21 protein-coding genes are annotated in these 18,559 nt (G+C 63.8%); 16 read left to right on the top strand and 5 right to left on the bottom strand.

Annotated elements, in window-relative coordinates; translation table 11 throughout:
* Positions 1-41: 41 nt before the first annotated feature.
* Together F600_RS0122710 and F600_RS0122705 are read left to right on the top strand one after the other, a co-directional pair.
* Entirely contained in the window at positions 42-1,313 is a 1,272-nt protein-coding gene (locus F600_RS0122710; protein ID WP_018162959.1) for an oxygenase MpaB family protein, read from the top strand.
* A gap of 47 nt (positions 1,314-1,360) precedes the next feature.
* Positions 1,361-2,041 (top strand): YoaK family protein, encoded by a 681-nt coding sequence (locus F600_RS0122705; protein ID WP_026306862.1) that lies wholly within the window; start codon positions 1,361-1,363, stop codon positions 2,039-2,041.
* Here F600_RS0122705 and F600_RS0122700 read toward each other — a convergent pair.
* Entirely contained in the window at positions 2,038-2,472 is a 435-nt protein-coding gene (locus tag F600_RS0122700) for an ester cyclase (protein WP_018162957.1), read from the bottom strand. The two genes, F600_RS0122705 and F600_RS0122700, sit on opposite strands and share 4 nt — an antisense overlap.
* A gap of 184 nt (positions 2,473-2,656) precedes the next feature.
* Between F600_RS0122700 and F600_RS0122695 the strand changes: the two genes are divergently transcribed.
* Positions 2,657-4,240, top strand: coding sequence for an HNH endonuclease signature motif containing protein (locus F600_RS0122695; protein WP_026306861.1), 1,584 nt, complete (start codon positions 2,657-2,659; stop codon positions 4,238-4,240).
* Between the two features lie 14 nt (positions 4,241-4,254).
* Here the strand turns inward: F600_RS0122695 and F600_RS0122690 are convergent, their stop codons facing one another.
* Positions 4,255-4,917 (bottom strand): FadR/GntR family transcriptional regulator, encoded by a 663-nt coding sequence (locus F600_RS0122690; protein WP_018162956.1) that lies wholly within the window; start codon positions 4,915-4,917, stop codon positions 4,255-4,257.
* Between the two features lie 71 nt (positions 4,918-4,988).
* On the opposite strand from F600_RS0122690, the gene F600_RS0122685 reads away from it, so the two are divergent.
* Positions 4,989-6,224 (top strand): CynX/NimT family MFS transporter, encoded by a 1,236-nt coding sequence (locus tag F600_RS0122685; protein WP_051090919.1) that lies wholly within the window; start codon positions 4,989-4,991, stop codon positions 6,222-6,224.
* On the opposite strand, the gene F600_RS0122680 is transcribed toward F600_RS0122685, so the two are convergent.
* A complete protein-coding gene (locus tag F600_RS0122680; RefSeq protein ID WP_040632291.1) occupies positions 6,199-6,594 on the bottom strand; it encodes a hypothetical protein in 396 nt (131 codons plus the stop codon). The two genes, F600_RS0122685 and F600_RS0122680, sit on opposite strands and share 26 nt — an antisense overlap.
* A gap of 177 nt (positions 6,595-6,771) precedes the next feature.
* Between F600_RS0122680 and F600_RS0122670 the strand changes: the two genes are divergently transcribed.
* The 6 genes from F600_RS0122670 (at position 6,772) to F600_RS0122645 (ending at position 13,806) form a co-directional block, all read left to right on the top strand.
* Entirely contained in the window at positions 6,772-8,349 is a 1,578-nt protein-coding gene (locus F600_RS0122670) for an MFS transporter (protein ID WP_018162952.1), read from the top strand.
* 77 nt (positions 8,350-8,426) lie between these two features.
* A complete protein-coding gene (locus F600_RS31350) occupies positions 8,427-9,980 on the top strand; it encodes a beta-propeller fold lactonase family protein (RefSeq protein WP_018162951.1) in 1,554 nt (517 codons plus the stop codon).
* Positions 9,981-10,004: 24 nt separating this feature from the next.
* Positions 10,005-11,705, top strand: a complete 1,701-nt coding sequence (locus F600_RS0122660) for a chloride channel protein (RefSeq protein WP_040632288.1) — start codon at positions 10,005-10,007, stop codon at positions 11,703-11,705.
* Positions 11,706-11,814: 109 nt separating this feature from the next.
* Entirely contained in the window at positions 11,815-12,654 is an 840-nt protein-coding gene (locus F600_RS0122655) for an SH3-like domain-containing protein (RefSeq protein ID WP_026306859.1), read from the top strand.
* An 8-nt stretch (positions 12,655-12,662) separates the two neighbouring features.
* Complete coding sequence (scnC, locus tag F600_RS0122650; RefSeq protein ID WP_018162948.1) at positions 12,663-13,370, top strand: thiocyanate hydrolase subunit gamma; 708 nt, start codon at positions 12,663-12,665, stop codon at positions 13,368-13,370.
* A gap of 91 nt (positions 13,371-13,461) precedes the next feature.
* Complete coding sequence (locus F600_RS0122645; RefSeq protein ID WP_026306858.1) at positions 13,462-13,806, top strand: thiocyanate hydrolase; 345 nt, start codon at positions 13,462-13,464, stop codon at positions 13,804-13,806.
* A 4-nt stretch (positions 13,807-13,810) separates the two neighbouring features.
* On the opposite strand, the gene F600_RS0122640 is transcribed toward F600_RS0122645, so the two are convergent.
* Positions 13,811-14,107, bottom strand: coding sequence for a hypothetical protein (locus F600_RS0122640; RefSeq protein ID WP_026306857.1), 297 nt, complete (start codon positions 14,105-14,107; stop codon positions 13,811-13,813).
* Positions 14,108-14,190: 83 nt separating this feature from the next.
* Entirely contained in the window at positions 14,191-14,454 is a 264-nt protein-coding gene (locus F600_RS0122635) for a YgaP family membrane protein (protein ID WP_081628983.1), read from the bottom strand.
* Positions 14,455-14,526: 72 nt separating this feature from the next.
* Here F600_RS0122635 and F600_RS0122630 point away from each other — a divergent pair, with 72 nt between their 5' ends.
* The 6 genes from F600_RS0122630 (at position 14,527) to F600_RS32200 (ending at position 18,557) form a co-directional block, all read left to right on the top strand.
* Positions 14,527-14,718, top strand: coding sequence for a hypothetical protein (locus F600_RS0122630; protein ID WP_018162944.1), 192 nt, complete (start codon positions 14,527-14,529; stop codon positions 14,716-14,718).
* Between the two features lie 83 nt (positions 14,719-14,801).
* Positions 14,802-16,184 carry an MBL fold metallo-hydrolase gene (locus F600_RS0122625; RefSeq protein ID WP_018162943.1) on the top strand — a complete coding sequence of 461 codons (1,383 nt, stop codon included), beginning with the start codon at positions 14,802-14,804 and terminating at the stop codon, positions 16,182-16,184.
* A gap of 38 nt (positions 16,185-16,222) precedes the next feature.
* A complete protein-coding gene (locus F600_RS32055) occupies positions 16,223-16,372 on the top strand; it encodes a hypothetical protein (protein ID WP_169518419.1) in 150 nt (49 codons plus the stop codon).
* Between the two features lie 28 nt (positions 16,373-16,400).
* The gene (locus F600_RS0122620; protein ID WP_018162942.1) at positions 16,401-16,670 is read left to right on the top strand and encodes a metal-sensitive transcriptional regulator; all 270 of its coding nucleotides are present in this window, start codon (positions 16,401-16,403) and stop codon (positions 16,668-16,670) included.
* A gap of 39 nt (positions 16,671-16,709) precedes the next feature.
* Positions 16,710-17,486, top strand: coding sequence for a sulfite exporter TauE/SafE family protein (locus F600_RS0122615; RefSeq protein ID WP_018162941.1), 777 nt, complete (start codon positions 16,710-16,712; stop codon positions 17,484-17,486).
* A gap of 288 nt (positions 17,487-17,774) precedes the next feature.
* A complete protein-coding gene (locus tag F600_RS32200; protein ID WP_156024775.1) occupies positions 17,775-18,557 on the top strand; it encodes an alpha/beta hydrolase family protein in 783 nt (260 codons plus the stop codon).
* Positions 18,558-18,559 lie beyond the last annotated feature (2 nt).

Genomic DNA, 18,559 nt, shown 5'->3' with positions numbered 1-18,559 from the left:
GTCGGTTGACAACCGACACAGATGTCGGTAATGCTGGATTCATGAAAGCGCCAGCCGTCATCGGCACCGCCCAACCGGGCAAGATCCCGACCGAATTCCGCTACTGGGAGAAGGTCAACGAACCTGCAGTACAGCGGGTGCGGCAGGTGTGGAAGGCGCTCTTCCGGTTCGATCCGCAGCCGTCCGATGAGATCGTCCGGTCGTTCGCGGCGGCCTACTACCAGGCAGATCCCGTCGCGGAGGCATTCGTCGACGAGGTCTACCTTGGTGAAATCGGGCCCAAACGTGGACGCGAAATGCTCGACCAAGCGCTCACGCACGGCGTCGAGTCGGTGCCGGATGCGCCGGCGTCTCTCGTGCGATTGTTTGCCGAGTTCGAGCAAGACCCGGAGTGGCTCGATCGGGACCTCGTCGAGCGTGGCGCGAAGGTCTTTCGCCGGTGGGGCACTGCGGCCTTCAGCTTCGCCACGACGAGCACGCTCGAGATGTACTCCGAAAGCTCGATCACCAAGCCGCTGTCCTACGCCGGCGGCTATGCCGGCAAGGCAGCGCACAAGCGGCAGATGGAAACGGTCCGGTTCTGGATCGACGTCTCCGACCCTGGCGGTCTCGAACCAGGTGGGCGCGGCAAGGCGACGGCGATGCGGGTGCGAATCATGCACGTCTTCATTCGTCGGAAGCTCATGCAGCGTCCGGAATGGGACTACGACGCGTGGGGTGTTCCGATCAGCATCGGCGACGCTGCACTCACGCTGATGGGTGGCAGCGTCGTGCCGGGCCTGGCGCTGTGGAGCGTCGGACATCAGACGACGATCTCCGAGATCGAAGCGACGATTCACTTCTGGCGGTACGTCGGCCACCTTCTCGGCGTCCAGCCGGAGTGGTATCCGCGCAACTTCCGCGAGTCCGTCCAGCTGATGTTCGCGGCTTTCGTCAAGCGTGCGTACACCGCGGGCAAGGACGGCGAGGAACTCGTCGAGTCGTACCTGCCGGCGTTCAAGCCGAAGTCGGGAACGCCGTGGCGCAAGCGCGTCCGGGACGAATTCAACTACCGCATGCAGATCGGCTACACGGCGTTGTGGCTCATGCCGTCGACGTATGGGCGGCATGCGATGCCGCGTCGGCTGCCCTGGGTCTTCATGCCGGTCGCGACGATTCCGTTCACCTTCGGTCTGGAGACTGTGCGCCGATTCGTGCCACCACTCAACCGGGTCGCCGATTCGGTGCAGCGCCGCCGCCGGGAGCAGTGGTATCGCAATGAGATGGGTGACAAGGCAGCGGAATTCGAGCCCGTGCAGGAGTTCCGCAAGTAGGTCGAATTTCGGAACGGGATCATGTGCGCGGCACTAATGTCGCGCATATGCCCAGGTCATCGTCCTTGCTGTTCGCCGGATTGCTCACGGCGACCGGTGGCTTCCTGGACGCGTACACGATCCTGACGAGGGGAGTGTTCGCGACGGGGCAGACCGGAAACGTCATCCTGCTGACGGTCAATCTGTCCCGGAAGCAGTGGTCGGAGATGCTCGCTCACCTCTGGCCGATCTTGGCGTTCGTGGTGGGCGTCATCATCGCAAGCTTCATCAAGAGCAAGCGTGGGCACGAAGCGGTTTTCTATCCGGCGTTGCTGGTGATCGGCCTGCATGCGCTGGTGTTGTTCGTCATCGGTTTCGTGCCGGAAAGTGTGCCGAATGCGTTCGTCACTGTCCCGATCGCGTTCATCGCGGCGGTTCAGATCAGCATGTATCGGCAGGTCGGATCGCTCGCCTACATCCCGATTGCGACGACTGGGAACCTGACTCGTCTTATCGAAGGCGCCTATGCCGGCTTCGTCGACGGCGATCAAGAGCAACGGGCGAATACGCACGTCTATCTCATCATCGTGGGTGCGTTTGTCGGGGGAGCTTTGCTCGGTGGTGCCACGACGTACTTCGTGCACGTCAAGGCGGTGTGGTTACCGATGCTGCTGATCCTCGGAACGCTGGCGATGGCGATTCTGGATGAGCGGGATGCGAGGCGGGCGACCGACGCGCCCCTGAGCTAGGCGCCTGCGGCTTGTGGTGCGGGGATGACGCCGAGCTGCTGCAGCATCCCGAGGGTGTCCCAGCTGGCCCAGCCTTCGACGATCTTGCCGTTCTCGAAGCGGTTGATCGTCATTCCCGTGACGGTGCACGACTTGTTCGTGGCGGGCATGCCCATCATGGGACCGTCGTTGTGGCCGGTGCCGGTCCAGCGGGTGACGACGAAATCGCCCTCGGCGATCTGTTCGTTGATGAGGAAGCTCTGGTCCGAGAATCCTTCGGTGTACATGCGGACCAGCATCCGCATGCCTTCCGGACCGACGACGTCCTGGAACGGATTCTGGGGGTCATGCGTGATGGCCGTGGCGGCGAATACCTCGTCGAAAGCGTCGAGGTCTCGGGCGTTCCAGGCTTCGAAAATGCGCCTCGCGGTGGCTTTGTTCTGGTCGGACATGGTTGGTCTCCTGTCGCGGAAATGGAGTTCCCAAAAGTGACCGTAGACCTGTGTGCCGACGAGCGATAGCGCCGATCTGCGTATGTATGTACTCCGTGGGACAGAGCGCGGCCCGGCCGCAGAACTTGCACATTCCTGCTGGTCAGGGCGTTACTTGTCGGACCCCCGGTGTAGATTCGAATGCGTGTTCGATACCGACATTTCCCCTGACGCCGACTGCATGACGCTCGACGATCTCGTCCAGCTCGCGCAGGCGGAGAACGCGGCTGCATGCCGGAAGGCAATGGCCGCGCATGAGTTTTGGGACTGGCAGATCGCGTCAGCTCCCGACCCGGTGGATGTGCAGTTTTCGGCGATCACCGAGGTCGCGGTCGCGTTGGGGATTTCCAAAAGGGCCGCGGACTTGTTGGTGGAAACCGGCAGTCAGTTGTGGCATCGACTCCCGTTGGTGCATGCCGCGTTCGAAGCCGAGGTCATCGACTACGCCTCGGTCTCGACCATCGTGTCCGTGTTCCGAGACGCGTGCGCCGAGACGATCGACGGTGTCGAGCCGCACCTCGTTCCGCTCGCAGAACGCCTGACGCCGGGACCGCTTCGGCGCCGGTTATGGGCGTTGTGGTTCGAGGTGAACCCGGAGGAAGCCGCCGCCGCACGCGAGCTCAACCAACGCGTGTCCCGCACCGTGTATGTGCGGCACGAGGGCAACGGACTCTCGTGGCTCTCGGCGTGCATCACTGATCTGGAGGGTCATGAGGCGGATCGGTTGATCAACGAGATCGCCGAAACCGTCTGCCCTAAGGACCCGCGCACCCGCAACGCCCGGCGCGCGGACGGGTTGATGGCGCTGTTGCATGGGGAAACGGTGTTGGTGTGCCGGTGCGAGGATGTCGACTGCCCCAAAGCGGGAGTCGAGCAGCCGACGCGTCGCAAGTTTCTGCTGCAGATCCTGGTGGACATCAAGACGTTGTTGGCGTTGAAGAACGGGGCCGCGACGTTGGATGACGGGACCCCGATCCCTGTGGAGCTCGTGCGCGAGCTTGCCGGTGATGCGGCGTGGCAGGCGATCTTCGCCGAACTCGCCGCCTTGGCGGACAAGCCCCGTAGCGGGGATTCGCTGCCGCTCGTCGATTGCGGGCGCGTGCGTAAGCCCGCGTCCGTACCGGCAAAGCCGCTGGTGACACCGCCCCGGTGGTCGAACAGTGCCCTGAAATACAAGCCCGACGCGACCGTTGCGGCCGTGGTGCGGGCGATGTACCCGACGTGCACGTTCCCCGGCTGCTGCGTGCCGTCGCGGGACTGCGAGTTGGACCACATCAACCCGTTCAACCACGACAACCCGACCCTCGGGGGTTTGACGATCGTGTCGAACCTTCAACCCGTGTGCAAGGCCCATCACCAGTTGAAGACGAAGAAGCTGTGGGGCTGTCGACGCGTGAAATCGGGGGTGATGTGGACTTCTCCGAACGGGTTGACCCGGATCACCAGAGCCGGACCGTATCCGGCGAACCTCGCGCCGAACCTCGATCGATTCGAGATCGAACCTGACACTGGCGGCTGGATTCATGCCGACGACCTGGACAAAGAACTCGACCACCCCACCTGGTGGGAAACCCATATCGGACCCGATATCCCGGGCCCGACACTCAACGACATCGCGATGACCAACGACCCGGCGCAGCAGCAAACACTGCGGTCCTTAAGGAGGCTCTACATGCAACACCGCCAAGTCGAGAACCTGCGGGACAAGTACGCACCGCCACCGTTCTGAGGATTCGGCGGCAACTACTCGAAGTCGCGCAGCAGTTCGTTGAAGAAGCAGTTCGTGGCTTTGGCCGCGCGTTCGGAGTCGCCGGCGATGATGGCGTCGACGAGCGCGCGGTGTTCCGCGTCGTACGATTCGCCGGTCTTCGATGTCCGCTGGCGGATGCCGGCTTCGATCGCCGGGAGCAGCGAGTCGTAGAACTGGAGATAGACGGCGTTGTGGCTTGCCACCACGATCGCGCGGTGCAGTTCTACATCCGCTTCGATGGCGCGCGGGTTGTCGTCGTCCCAGGCCTGGGCACGCTCGTCGAGGAGGCGATTCATGACCTCGATGTCGGCGTCGTCGCGGCGTTGCGCGGCGAGGATGGCGGCCGTGGTGTCGAGAGCCTGACGCAGTTCGAGTACGTCCCGCTCGTGGGCATCGGCGAAGTATTTCGATAGCGCGCCGCCGACCTCCGATGTTGCAATGACGAAGGTTCCGGAACCCTGGCGACGTTCGAGAACGCCGGCGTGGACCAGAGCTTGCACAGCTTCGCGGACGGTGTTCCGGCCGACTCCCGTGAGTTCGGTGAGCTCCGGTTCGGTCGGGATGCGGGTACCGACAGCCCACCGGCCTTCGCGAATCTCGGTTCGCAGTTGGTCGGTCACCTGGGAGATCAGGCTCGTCCGTCGGACGTGTTCCATATCGCACAGTCTACCGGCGTTATGTGATTGCTCCGGTCATCCAATCATCCTATGATTTCTGGGTGGCTACTCTGACCCTTCCGGGCATCGTTCGTCCGTCGACGGAACGTGACCTTGCGCGTGCACAGGGACGAGCCCTGGTTTTTGTTGCGATCATCGCCTCCGCGCTGACCCTGCGGACGGCGGTCACGTCGTTCACGCCGCTCGCGCATGAGATCGCCCACGACATCGGTTTCTCGACGACCGTCATCGGCATCTTCGGCATGGTTCCGACCGCGATGTTCGCGCTGGCTGGTGTGCTGACTCCGGCGCTGGTTCGTCGTTTCGACCTCGAAGCGACAGTCCTCATCGCGATGATCCTCACCGCGTTCGGCATCGCCGCACGCACCACGGTCAATGACGCGGGCTCGATGCTCGCGCTCTCGGCGGTCGCCCTGGCGGGTATGGGAGTCGGCAACGTCGTGATCCCGCCGCTGGTCAAGCGGTACTTCTCCGATCGCGTCGCGATTCTGAGTTCGGTGTACATCACGATGGTCCAGATCGGGACGGTTGTGCCGGCGCTGGTCGCAGTCCCGGTGTCCGAGGCGTACGGCTGGAGATTCTCGATCGGGATGTGGTCGGCGTTGGCCGTGGCGGCGGCCCTGCCTTGGTTTTTCCTGCGCGGTCCGGGTGCACTGGGGGATTCCGCCCCTTCGGAGCCCGTTCGCGTCGGACGCAACCCGCTCGCGTGGGGCATGGCGGCGATGTTCGGTATGACGTCGTTCGCGACCTACGCGATGTTCACCTGGTTGCCGGCACTGTTCGTCGAGGCCGGAGCCTCCGAAGCGTTCGCCGCGACGATGCTCGCACTCTTCGCCTTCATGGGACTTGTCCCGGCGCTCGCTGCGCCCACGTTTGCGGCGCGCATCCGGAATCCGTTCCCGGTCGCGGTCGCTTGCGCAGTGGCGAGCGGGATCGGCTATGCCGGTCTGTTGTGGGCTCCGATGGCGGCGCCGATCCTGTGGGTCGTGATCCTGGGCCTCGGGCCGAGCACGTTCCCGCTGGCGCTGACGCTGATCAACCTGCGCACGCGCACGCCGCAGGGTTCGGCTGCCTTGTCGGGTTTCGCGCAGGGGATGGGCTACCTCGTGGCGTGCCTCGGCCCGGTTCTGTTCGGACTCCTGCACGACGCGACGGGTGGCTGGAATTCCTCGTTCGCGGTGCTCGCGGTCGCGCTGATTGTGATGCTCGCCGGTGCGTGGCAGGCCTGCAAGCCGCGCTATCTCGAGGACTTGTCTCCAGTCAGCTCAGCAGGTACTCCGCACTAAAGACCGGTGATCCGCTGTCCAGGTGGCTGAAAACGTCGTAGATCTTGCTGCCGATCACGCCGGTCGTCGCAGTACCAGCGCCACCCGACCAGGTGTGGTTGTGGGCGGTGAAATCCGCACGTGCGCAGGTCTTTCCGATGCGGTAGCTCATCATCACGCTGAATCCGTCGGGGCATCCGCTCACTGCGCTGACGACTGCGCTCTCGTGTGGCCGGAGAACGGTCGGCGGCTCGGTAACCCATTTGCCGTCGGGGTTGGTCAACCGCTGCAGGTGAAGCGTCTTGTTGGTGCTGTTGAGGATCTTCATTTCGATCCGTGGGCACTTCTTGGCCCAGGAGTCGACGGTGGCGGTGGCCGCGATAGTGGTCATTGTGTTGTCCTGTCTTGCGAGGTTTCTCGCCGGCTTGTTCGGCGCTGAGGTCAACGATCGCAATCTGTGAGCAGGAGTTATGTCCTCCGGAGGGTCGATCTGACGGGGGACGTCCGGTTCCACCGATCAGGTGAATCCAGGCCGTGTCGAGTGACAAGATCGACGCGGGAGGTTGACATGGGTTCGAGTCGAATGGGTGAGAACACCACGCTGGCGGCCACGGTCACCGCCGCGGGTATCGCACAACTTCCGACTGCCGCGATCGTCGTCGCGCTCGCCTCGATCCACAAAGAGTTCGGCACCTCCGTCGAGGAACTGCAGTGGACTGTCACCGCATTTCTCATCCCGTATTCGGCGCTCATGATCGCGGCTGGCCGAGTCGCGGACGTGTTCGGGCGCCGCCTCGTGTTGCTGGTCGGAACCGCGTTCTTCGTCATCGGATCGGCGATTGCCGCCCTGGCGAATGACACCCCGGTCTTGATCGCGGGAATCGGGGTCTCCGGAATCGGGGCCGCGGCGATGATCCCCGCGTCGATGTCCGTCATCACCGACGTCTTCGTCGACGCCAAACGTGCCCTCGCCATCGGCCTGTGGGGTGGGGCCACGGAGTTGGTGTCCGGGGTCGGGATCCTCATTGGCGGAGTCCTGATCGCCACCCTGAATTGGCGTTCGATCTTCGAACTGTGCATCGTCATCGGAATCGCGATCATCGCCGCGGTCGTGATGACAACACCGGAATCCCTCGACCCGAATGCGTCCCGCCGCATCGACTACGCCGGCGCACTCGTGTCGGCGTTCCTGCTTTCGGTGCTGAGCCTGGCCCTGATTCAGGGTCCGAGCTGGGGCTTCGCCGCGCCTTCGACGCTGGCGCTATTCGGCCTGTCGGCGGCGGCCGCGGTGGCATTCGTGATGATCGAGCTGCGATCGCCCGCGCCGATCATCGAATTCAGCCTGCTCCGGCGTCGAAACTTCACCGGTTCGCTCGTCGTGATCTTCGCGCTCGACTTCTCGCTCGGCGCATTGCTGTTCTTCTTGCCGCTTTACTTCCAGGAGATGCTCAATTACTCGGCGATCTGGACCGGCGTCGTTCTGCTCCCGCTGACCGGACTCATGGTGATCGGGTCGCCGCTCGGCGGGAAGATCGCTGCGAAGACCGGGCCGCGTCCGCCCATCGTCGTCGGCCTGGCGGTGATGGCGGGTGGCATTTACCTGCTGGCGCAGTTGTCGACCGCGACGACGATGTCGCAGCTATGGCTCCCGACCGCCCTCATCGGATTCGGCACGGGTTTGGCGCTCACCCCGATGAACCTCGCGGCGATGAACGCCGTCGACCGCGATCGGGCGGGTGCCGCGTCCGGATTGCTCGTCACCCTCAGCGGACTCGGCGCGACGCTCGGTGTGGCCGTCACCGGAGCCATGTTCAACGAGTTGCAAGCGCGCCGGATCATGTCGCTGCTCTCCGAGCGTGGCCAGGTCGTCACCGAGGATCAAGCACGCAACCTGAGCGGGCTTCTTGCCGACACTCCGGCAGCGCAGGCGACCCTCGAGCAAACCGTCCGAATGGGAGCGACGGAAGCGCTGAATGTCGTGCGCGAGGCGTTCGTTTCCGCCCTCGGGACAAGCCTTCTCGTCTCCGCCGGATTGGTGGGTATCAGCGTGGTTCTCACGTTCGCGCTCATGCGCAACGACAAGGCGATTTCGGACGAGAAAACTGTGCCCGTGGGGGTGCCGCCGCTGCGGTCCGCAGCCGTCTGAGATTCGTTGACTGACTGTTATTTTGCGGACCAAGCGCGGCGTGCGCTTTGCGATCTTGATGGTGCGAAACTCAGATCATGCACCCCCGGCCGGATTCATCGGCAAAGTTCCTGTGCGGCATCGCTTTTGCCGGAATCACCACCACTGTCAGCACGCTGTTGTCGGCGGGCGTCGCGAACGCCGATACAGTCACCACCACGATCGCCGTGGGCAACGAGCCGCGTGACGTCGCGGTCTCCCCGGATGGATCTCACGCGTACGTCTCGAACGGTTCGTCCGACAGCGTGAGCGTCATCGATACCGCGACCAACACCGTCACCGGAACGCTGTCCGTCGGGAGCGGGCCGCGCGACTTGGCGGTGAGCCCCGACGGGAAGACGTTGTATGTCGCGAACTCGGCGAGCAACACGATTTCGCTCGTCGATGTGGCGTCGACGGCGGCGGTGAATTACCCCGTTGGCAACCTTCCGCAGGGCCTTTCCCTGAAGCCCGATGGCACCGCTGCCTATGTCACGAACCTGGACTCGAATTCGGTGAGTGTTTTCGACATCGCCAGCAAGACCGTCACCGCAACGATCTCGGTCGGTTCCCAGCCCCGCGATGTCGCGTTCTCCAAAGACGGAACTCGCGCCTACGTCACCAACCTCGCCCAGGACAGTGTCAGCGTCATCGACACCGCGACGAACAAGTTGATTGACGCGAATGGACCGGCCGCGGGCACCAACATCAATGTGGGCGATATGCCGGCGAACCTCGCGGTCTCACCCGACGGTTCACTCGTTTACGTCGCCGACCAGGCGTCGAATTCGGTTTCGGTCATCAACACCGCGACCTATGCGGTGTCGAACATCCCGGTCGTCGGAGATCCGTCGCGCGTGACTTTCACACCGGACGGTTCGCGTGCCTATGTCACCGAGAGCAACGGTGACGCGATCGCGATCATCGATACCGCGACGCAGACCGTCGCCGGCACCGTTTCAGTCGGTACTACTCCATTGGGAGTCGCGTTCACCCCGGACGGTAAAACCGGGTACGTCGCGAACTACGGCACGAACTCGGTGTCGGTGCTCAAGGTCCAGGTGCCGCCCACCGTTTCCGGTGACCCCTCCGCTGGCATGGTCGGTCAGGAATACACGTTCGCGTTTACGACCGCGGGGATGCCGGCACCAGTCGTCACGACCGACAGCACCCTGCCCGCGGGCCTGACGCTCTCGCCCGAAGGCGTGCTCTACGGGACGCCGACAGAATCGGGATCGTTCCCGGTGTCCATCACGGCGTCGAACGGGGTCAACCCGGATGCGCACCTGGCGGTGACTCTCCTCATTGACGCTGCGCCTTCGATCTCCGGTGAACCGCCGAATGGTCAGACCGGACAGGGATATTCGTTCTCGTTCGCGGCCGCCGGTTACCCGGTGCCGACGGTCTCCACGTCGAGTCCGCTGCCGAAGGGGCTCCACCTGTCCTCGAGCGGTGTCCTCTCCGGGACGCCGACCGAAGGGGGGACCTACCCGCTGACGATCACCGCCTCGAACGGCACCAACCCGCCCGCCACGCTCAAGACGACGATCGTCGTCACTGGGGAATCGGTTCCCTGCGCGTTCGGTTCGTTGTGCGACCTGGGTATCGGCTAGCCGGATAGACCGCATAATGCGTTCATGAGCACCGGGGGCGGGGCTACTGAACCCCGTCGTATTCTCCGCGTTCGGCAGAGCGCGGGGGTCCGGCGATGGCTGCGAGAATCACCCAATGCGGTCGTGCTCCTGGCGATCGTCGTGGGTGCGCTCACCGGCTGCGGAGCACTGGTATTCCGTTGGCTGATCGAGGTTTTCACGAACGCGGTCACGGGATTCGATGAGTATCCGGGGCGCGGACCCAGCTTGCGTCTTCCGGGGTTGGGACTGTGGTTCCTCGTTCTCGCCCCCGTCGTGACCGGTGCGATCTATGGCCCGCTCGTCTACTGGCTGGCACCGGAGGCGCGGCGACTCGGCGGGACGAAGGAATCCTCGAACCCATACGCTGATCACGGCGCCGGAGTCACCTCGCGCATCACCGCCGTGAAGACGCTAGGGTCTGCGATCACGATGGGTGGCGGTGGCTCGGTTGGCCGCGAAGGACCGATGGTCGCCATCGGCTCAGCAGTGGGCTCGGCGATCGCCTCCGTATTCCGAATCGACTCGGCGCGCATGCGATTGCTCATCGCATGTGGCGCTGCGGCCGGCATCTCGACCGCCTTCAACGCGCCGATCTCGGGGACGTTCTTTGCGATGGAGATCATCATTCGCAACTACACGACCAGGTCGCTCGGAGCAGTCATGTTGTCGAGCTGGACCGCGCATGTCATCGGAAAGGCGGTCATCGGGGAGGCGCCGCTGTTCCCCATGCCCGTCATGCACGCCGACAAACTCACCGAGCTGCCGGTGTTTCTGCTGGTCGGGTTGGCAGCGGGGCTGGTCGGCATCGTGTTTGCGCGGTCGGTCCCGTTGGTGGCCCGAATCTGCGACTGGGTATGGCGTGGCCCGGAGTGGCTGCGTCCGGCGGTCGGAGGTGTCCTGCTGGGCCTCCTGCTCCTCGCACTGCCCGAGATGTACGGCTCGGGGTATCCGGTGCTCGCGAATGCGATCGAGGGTCATTACGGCCTGGCACTGGTACTTGTTCTTATGGTCGGGAAGATCGTTGCGACGAGTTTCACCCTTGGAATCGGCGGACTCGGCGGTGTTTTCGCGCCGACGTTGTTCATCGGGGCGATGGCGGGCACAGCCTTTGGCCTGATCGTCGGCGAGTTGTGGTCCGATGCCTCGTCGCCCGCGGTGTACGGACTGGTGGGCATGGCGGCCGCTTTCGCAAGTGCGGAGCGCGCTGCGCTCACCGGCATCGTTCTCATCTACGAGTTGACCCGTGAGCTCACGCTCGTCGTGCCGCTGGCTCTTGCGGTCGCCATGGCAGCGCTGGTCGCGCGGCTGCTGCGAGCCCGCGAGATGGAGAGCGAAATGAGAGAAGTGATCACCGCGGCCGCGGTCGCACGCGAAGTGCCCGAGCCTATTCCGATCACCAGTTCACCCGCGGAGGCCGCGGCTGCGTTGGCGCGGTCGCCGCACAACCTGCTTCCTGTCGTCGACGGCGAAGGTCATTACGTAGGCTGCCTCAGCTCGCACGATCTCCTGGAAGCGAGCGGCGCGCGGGTCACCCTGATCAACGGGCTGATCACGCACCCGACGACCGTCCCGCCCAACGCGGAACTGCGAGAAATGCTCGACACCTTGGCATTTCAGGGCGGGGCGCCGGTACTCGGCGACGACGGCAACCTCGTCGGCTGGCTCGTCTACGAAGACTTACTGGCACGCGTGTACCCGTCCTGAGGTCTTGCCCTTTCGGGCGAGTTCTCGCGAGGTCTGTTCCTGCGACAAATCGGGCAATAGATTGAAAGTCGAACCCTAGTCAACCAGTCGTCGCGACGAAGGGGCCCGAATGAGCACTGCAAAAGAGCGGGCAGACCACTTGGATTTAGTGGCCCGACTAAAGTCCCGTTTTCCCGAGATTCCGGACGCACCGGCACCTGATCTCCTTGACCACGCGCACATCGCGGCTTATCTGAAGTGCGACCACGACGTCGGCGGTGAGCCGGACGCCCCGATCAAGTACGAGAACAAGCAGTACGAGATCTGGGAAGAAGCCACCTACGTGATCTGCGAGGTTCTCGCGTGGCGGGGAATCTGGATCTCCGAAGAGCGGCGGCGTATCGGCAACGTCGACCTCGGTCGCGCGATGTACCTGGGACTTCCGTACTACGGTCGGTGGCTGCTCGCGGTCGCCCGCAATCTGGTCGAGAAGCACCACATCAGCCTGGGCGAGCTGAGCGAGCGCATGGCCGAGGTACAGGATCGCTACAAAGACGGACTTGCCGGGAAGAAACTCGAGGCGAAGCCGAAGTTCGAGGGCGACGGGACGAACGTCAAGCGGAACAAGCACCACAAGCACGCGGTCGGCAAGGGCGATCCGGGCGTGTTCGCAGGCCTTGCTGATCCGGCCAAGTTCAAGGTCGGCGACGCGGTGACAGTCCGCGAACTGCCCGCGCTCTTCTACACGCGCACTCCCGAATACGTCCGCGGAGCGACCGGCACGATCGCGACTCTCGCCTACGAAAGTCCCGCGCCCGAGGACGAAACCTGGGACCGCGAGGACGCCAAGCCCGAGTGGTTCTACGTCGTGCAGTTCGACATGACCGAGCTGTGGCACGGATACACAGGTGCCTCCAACGACACTCTTCGCACTGAAATCCCAGAACGCTGGCTCGTCGCCGCAGGATAGGAGCGCCCATGTCAGGCCACGATCACGACCATGACCACGTCCGCACGATCGCCCCGATGGTCGATGAGGTCACCGACTTCGAGGTGCTCGAAATCGCACTTCGTGAGCTGTGCATCGAGAAGGGCATCTTCACGGCCGAAGAGCACCGCAGGTTCACTGAGTTCGCCGAGCACATCGGGCCGACGCCCGCGGCGAACCTCGTCGCCAAAGCGTGGCTCGACCCGGACTTCAAGGCCCTGGCCCTCGCGGAACCGATGACGGCGAGCAAAGAAGTAGGGGTCGACTGGATGGAGCCCACCGGCTTCGGAACGCCGAGCGACTTCACGGCGTTCTCGATCCTGGAAGACACCCCACAGCTGCACAACGTGATCGTGTGCGCGCTCTGCTCCTGTTATCCGCGACCGATCCTCGGCAATTCGCCGGAGTGGTACCGCACGCCGAACTATCGCCGCCGGCTCGTTCGTTGGCCTCGGCAGGTCCTCTCCGAGTTCGGGCTTTCGCTGCCCGAGGGCGTCGAGGTCCGCGTTCAGGATTCGAACCAGAAGCACCGGTTCATGGTCATGGCGATGCAGCCGGAAGGGACCGAGGACTGGACCGAGGAGCAGCTCGCGCAGATCGTGACGCGCGACGTCCTGATCGGCGTTGCGCTGCCGAAAGCCGGCGTGACGTCGAACGTCATCGTCGACACCCGCCCCGCGATCCATCCGGTGGGCTGACCGTGAGCGAGAGGAGCGAGGGAGCATCGCAGCGAGTACCGCAGCGAAGCGAGGAACGCAGCGAGGAGCGGACCACGCGACGGAGCGAACCATGACACAACCCGAGATCAAAACATTGCAGGCCATCGTCGAACGCAACCAGGTGTGGCCGGTCATGGCCGCCAAGTACGGCGTCACGAACCCGCTCCCGCCGTGGAAGACGAGCCTCGACGGCATGTGCGACGCTCTCGACAAGTCGGTCTGCGAGGCGGACGTGCCGAGTTTCAAGGAGCGGCGAGACGAAGAGGACGAGCTATCGGCGACGCGGTACTCGAACCTGCCGTACCCGGAGAATCAGCTTGTCGCGCTGGCACATTCGCTCGTCGCGCGGGGGATCATCGACGAGGAGGAACTGCAGGCGCGGCTGGCCGCGATCCGGGCGAGGCTCGAAGCCTGACCCGTCACGGACGGTGGTAGCTGTGCGCCACCTCGATGCCGATCATCGGGGGAGTCGCAGGTGCGGCGAAGGTCCGCCCCTCCGAGCCGAGGATCTTCGCCATTGCCGGCCCTAGCTTCTCGGCGAAGAACCGATCGGCCTGTTCCTTCGAGTCCCAGATGCCGATGACTTTCAGTTGTCCATCGACGATTCCGGCATAGCGTGCGGCCAGACCGTCCGGCTCCTCGCCGATCTGAGCCAGGATGCGTTCCATGTTCTCGATCGAACCGGCGGGCGAATCCATGATGAAGATGTACGACATGCCAGCCTCCTCGACCGCGGCGTACCTCCATATCAACCACCGCGTGATCATCGCGTCAATGCTCTGAATGGACGACGCGGGCGTCAGAGGTCGAACACGGGCCCTGGCTTGATCGCGCAGTGCGGCGCCGGATCGGGGTGCTTCCGTGCAGATTCTCCGATGAGCCGACGCAAGACGCAGGTGTCAGTCGCGGCGAGGTGCATGAGCACGTAGCCGACCAGCGCCAATCCCCATGCCGCACCACCTTGTATGACACCGCCGATGATGAACACCAATCCCACGGTGTACCGGATTGCGCGGCTACCGGGGCCGGACATCGTGTTGATACACGATCGAAAAATACCCATAGGGGTATCTTGACATACCTATGGGGGTATATGCACTATGAAGTCGATCCATCGACGGAAAGGTGCGAAGTCATGTGTTACGCGAAGACCTGCCGAAAGTGCGGCAAGACGACGTGGGGCGGCTGTGGCCAGCACAAAGACTCCGTGATGCGGTCGGTTCCGAGGGTTGAGCGCTGCATCTGCTCGACGGCCTCGACGGCCTCGACCGCTGCGGCGTCCGCGTCGCCGAAGCAGGGCTTCTGGCGATCGATGTTCCGCTCCTGACGGTCAAGCGACTCGGGCTGGAATAAATTAATACCCCCAGGGGTATATACCTATGAGTATCCACCGCACGTCAGGAAAGCACCATGATCCTCGAGCAGTACTACATCGAGTGCCTGTCGCACGCCTCCTACCTCATCGGCGACGAGAACTCCGGTCGCGCAATCGTGGTCGACCCGCGTCGTGATGTCACCGAGTACCTGGAGGATGCGGCACGGTTCGGTCTGACCATCGAAGGCGTTATCAACACGCACTTCCATGCCGACTTCGTCTCCGGGCACCTCGAACTGCTCGAGGCGACCGGCGCCTGGATCGGCTTCGGCGAATCCGCCGAAACCGACTATCCGATACGGCGGCTGGCGCATAGGGAAAAGATCAGCCTCGGCACCGTCGAAATCGAGGTGCTGGCGACGCCAGGGCACACCTGGGAGTCGATCAGCTTGCTGGTCCGTGAGCGCCCGGGCGCTATCCCTGCGGCCGTTCTCACCGGTGATTCATTGTTCATCGGAGACGTCGGCCGGCCGGACCTGGCCAATCTGGGTGACAGCAGTACAGCGGATCTCGCACGAGCGATGTACCACACCATCCACGACGTGCTGCTTACGCTGCCCGACTCGGTCACCGTGATGCCGGCGCACGGCGCGGGTTCGTCGTGCGGCAAGAACCTGTCGACCGAACTGACGTCGACGATCGGTGAGCAGCGGCAGATGAATCCGTCGGTGCAGCCGATGGCAGAAAACGAGTTCGTGTCGATGCTCACTGCGGGACAGCCCGCAGCACCCGCGTACTTCTCGGTCGATGTGGCGCTAAACAAGGCCGCTCGTCCGGCGCTCGACCAGTACCGACACATTCCGGAGCTGACCCCAGAACAACTTCGAACCGAACTCGAGTCCGGCACGAGGGTGCTCGATGCTCGTAGCCCCGACGACTTCGCGGCCGGGCACCTGCGTGGGTCGATCAATGTCGGCTTCGGGGGAAGATTCGCCGAGACCGGCGGAATGGTCGCTGACGTCGGCGAACGGATCGCACTCATCACGTACCCGGGGGAGGAGCAGGAGTCGGCACTGCGGCTCGCCCGTATCGGCTCCGACGGTGCGATTGGCTATCTGAACGTCGCGGCCGTCGGTGAGTTCCCCACCCACTTGCGGGATCTGGTGCGGACCGCGCCACGCAAGAGTGTGCCCGAACTCGACGAAATGCTTGCTGCAAAGGCAGTGACACTTGTCGACATCCGGAATCCCGGTGAGCGCGAAAACGGCGCTTACATCCCGGGTGCGCTGCCGATTCCGCTCGCGCAGTTGCGGACGCGCGCCGCAGAGCTGGCTACTGACAAGCCGATCGTTGTGCACTGTGCCGGCGGCTGGCGCTCGTCTGTCGCGGCCTCGCTGCTCCGCGCGCAAGGCTTCGCCGACGCCAGTGACCTGATCGGCGGATACAACGCCTGGGCCGCGGCGCACGCCAAGGTCTAACGAGAACCTCCCGAACCCGACAATCGAAGGAGCCACACATGTGCTACCCCGTCAAATGCCCCGCTTGCGGTGGGACGACCTGGGACGGATGCGGCATGCACGCTGATGCCGTGATGAGTTCGGTCCCGGAGAGCCAGCGATGCGCCTGTACCGACGAGAACCCCGGAATGACGTCCTTCCAGTTCTGAGCCGACGCGCACGAAGGAGATACCACCCATGTCTGGAAACGAAGAAACCACCGCTCAGGTCCTGAACCGCTTGCGCCGGGCACAAGGCCAGCTGGCCGGTGTCATCACGATGATCGAGCAGGGCCGCGGCTGCAAGGACGTCGTCACGCAGCTCGCTGCCGTTTCGAAGGCGCTCGATCGTGCGGGATTCAAGATCGTCGCATCCGGTCTGCGCGAGTGCCTGGCTGGTGAGGCTGCGAATGGCGGCGAACCGTTGACCGAGGCGGAGTTGGAAAAGCTCTTCCTCTCCCTCGCCTGATCTGACGACCCAAACCGACGTGTATGAAAGGAGGAACCGATGCTGGTCATGACTGTGGTCTTCGGCGTCGTCGTCGGGCTCCTCCTGGGGTTGCTCGGTGGTGGTGGGTCGATCCTGGCCGTGCCGCTGCTGGTCTACGGCGTCGGGCTGACACTCACCCAGGCTGTGCCGGTGTCGCTCGTTGTCGTCGGGTCTGCCGCCGCGGTCGGTGTGCTGCCGAAGTTGCGCGCACGGCAGGTTCAGTGGCGACTGGCCGGAGTGTTCGCTCTGTCCGGTGCACCGGGCACGATCGTCGGGACCCTCGTCGGTCACCACCTAGCGCAACGGGTTCTGATGGCCGGCTTCGCCGTGGTCATGATCGTCGCGGGCGCCCGGATGTTGTCGCCGTCAGGGGAGTTGGGTACGGCTTGCCGGGTCGGGGGTGCAGGCATCAACTGGCGGCGTTGTGTTCCTCGCGCGGTTCCGACTGGTTTCGGTGTCGGCGTTCTGACCGGGTTGTTTGGCGTCGGCGGTGGCTTTCTCATCATCCCGGCGTTGGTGCTGATGCTCGGGGTCGAGATGCCGATCGCCATCGGCACGTCGCTGGTCATCATCGTGGCGAACTCGATCACCGGGTTGATCGCCCATATGTCTGCGGGAATCGAGTGGAGAGTGACCCTGATGTTCGCCGGCGCGGCAGTGCTGTCATCGTTGGCGGCCAGTCACTTCGGCACCAGGGTGGACATCGCTCGACTGCAGCGATGGTTCGCCTATCTGGTCTTCGCGATCGCGGCCTTCATTGCGGCGGACACGGTGCTTCAGGGGCTCGGCCTTTAACGATTGCGTATCGGCCGGGTCAACGTGTTGTCTCGACTGTTTCCGCAGGTCGCACGTACCGTCTTGTGCCACAAAAGCTTTCGATCAGACTCCGGCATCAATCGATGTCCGAAGTGTGATGAAAGTGGAAGGAGTGGCAGAAGTTGCTTTTGTGGTTTATGTGATAATGCGTGTCGCCTCGCCCTCTAATGAAGACAGCCCCAGTCGCTATCGCAGGAGGACGCCATGCGACGGATTCGACGCCCGCAGCGGCGGTTGTCTTTGACCCTGGCACTCGGTGGAGGACTAGTGGCCGCAACGGTTTTGACCGTTCATCCGGCCCCGGTGCCGGAGACTGCAGCGGACCCCTCGGTCACGCTCGCGGCCGACAGCCAGGGCTTGGGCGGTCTTATCAGTGGGTTTCTGAACATGATCACGTGCTTAGGCACCGGTTCGGCCGGTGGGTCATGTCCCGGCGCGGCCGGCGATCCCGGGGCGCCGCAAACACTCCCACCGCCGGCAACGACTCAGGTCGTCGACGACACTGGCGGTGACACCTCGACTGCGGCGCCGACAACCACGACAACAACGGCGCCGACGACGACCACCGCATCTACGCAGACGAGTACGTCGACCACCATCACCACCACGACAACAACAACCACTACCGCTCCGAACAGCGCCGACTGTCCAGACGTCGTCCGCCTCGACGCCAACACGATGACCGCGGACGAGATCATTCCCAAGGTCGAGCAACTCGACGCCAACTGCCCGAACACGAAGACCACCGTGGTGGGCCACTCATTCGGGGCAGCAAGAGTCTCTGACGTCGCCGAGCACTTCGGCTCGGGGTATACCGGCAAGACGAAGTTCGTGATGAACGCGCCTCCCGGAAATGGCCAGCGGGGCGCGTTCCCAGCGAACACCATCATGAACTGCGTCTACGCAGACCCGGTGTGCGACAAGGCACATGGCAGCCCGCTGACGTACTTGAACCACATGCCGGAGAACTATCCGCTCAGCTTCGACAACAACGCGCCGGGCTTCAACCTGATCATGCCGGACGGGACGATCCAGCGGCCGTACGACTGATC

Source organism: Smaragdicoccus niigatensis DSM 44881 = NBRC 103563 (assembly GCF_000380645.1).
In the GTDB taxonomy this organism is placed as follows: domain Bacteria; phylum Actinomycetota; class Actinomycetes; order Mycobacteriales; family Mycobacteriaceae; genus Smaragdicoccus; species Smaragdicoccus niigatensis.
The sequence above is the reverse complement of the archived record's forward strand: the minus strand, read 5'-3'. Positions and strand labels throughout refer to the sequence as shown.

Bases quoted from the DNA above. Each gene is read 5' to 3' on its own strand.
- F600_RS0122620 (WP_018162942.1), top strand. From the start codon at position 16,401: ATGTCTGGAAACGAAGAAACCACCGCTCAGGTCCTGAACCGCTTGCGC.
- F600_RS0122705 (WP_026306862.1), top strand. From the start codon at position 1,361: ATGCCCAGGTCATCGTCCTTGCTGTTCGCCGGATTGCTCACGGCGACC.
- F600_RS0122630 (WP_018162944.1), top strand. From the start codon at position 14,527: ATGTGTTACGCGAAGACCTGCCGAAAGTGCGGCAAGACGACGTGGGGC.
- F600_RS0122700 (WP_018162957.1), bottom strand. From the start codon at position 2,472: ATGTCCGACCAGAACAAAGCCACCGCGAGGCGCATTTTCGAAGCCTGG.
- F600_RS0122680 (WP_040632291.1), bottom strand. From the start codon at position 6,594: ATGACCACTATCGCGGCCACCGCCACCGTCGACTCCTGGGCCAAGAAG.
- scnC (WP_018162948.1), top strand. From the start codon at position 12,663: ATGTCAGGCCACGATCACGACCATGACCACGTCCGCACGATCGCCCCG.
- F600_RS0122655 (WP_026306859.1), top strand. From the start codon at position 11,815: ATGAGCACTGCAAAAGAGCGGGCAGACCACTTGGATTTAGTGGCCCGA.
- F600_RS31350 (WP_018162951.1), top strand. From the start codon at position 8,427: ATGCACCCCCGGCCGGATTCATCGGCAAAGTTCCTGTGCGGCATCGCT.
- F600_RS0122645 (WP_026306858.1), top strand. From the start codon at position 13,462: ATGACACAACCCGAGATCAAAACATTGCAGGCCATCGTCGAACGCAAC.
- F600_RS0122625 (WP_018162943.1), top strand. From the start codon at position 14,802: ATGATCCTCGAGCAGTACTACATCGAGTGCCTGTCGCACGCCTCCTAC.
- F600_RS0122635 (WP_081628983.1), bottom strand. From the start codon at position 14,454: ATGGGTATTTTTCGATCGTGTATCAACACGATGTCCGGCCCCGGTAGC.
- F600_RS0122690 (WP_018162956.1), bottom strand. From the start codon at position 4,917: ATGGAACACGTCCGACGGACGAGCCTGATCTCCCAGGTGACCGACCAA.
- F600_RS0122615 (WP_018162941.1), top strand. From the start codon at position 16,710: ATGCTGGTCATGACTGTGGTCTTCGGCGTCGTCGTCGGGCTCCTCCTG.
- F600_RS0122670 (WP_018162952.1), top strand. From the start codon at position 6,772: ATGGGTTCGAGTCGAATGGGTGAGAACACCACGCTGGCGGCCACGGTC.
- F600_RS32055 (WP_169518419.1), top strand. From the start codon at position 16,223: ATGTGCTACCCCGTCAAATGCCCCGCTTGCGGTGGGACGACCTGGGAC.
- F600_RS0122710 (WP_018162959.1), top strand. From the start codon at position 42: ATGAAAGCGCCAGCCGTCATCGGCACCGCCCAACCGGGCAAGATCCCG.
- F600_RS0122640 (WP_026306857.1), bottom strand. From the start codon at position 14,107: ATGTCGTACATCTTCATCATGGATTCGCCCGCCGGTTCGATCGAGAAC.
- F600_RS0122660 (WP_040632288.1), top strand. From the start codon at position 10,005: ATGAGCACCGGGGGCGGGGCTACTGAACCCCGTCGTATTCTCCGCGTT.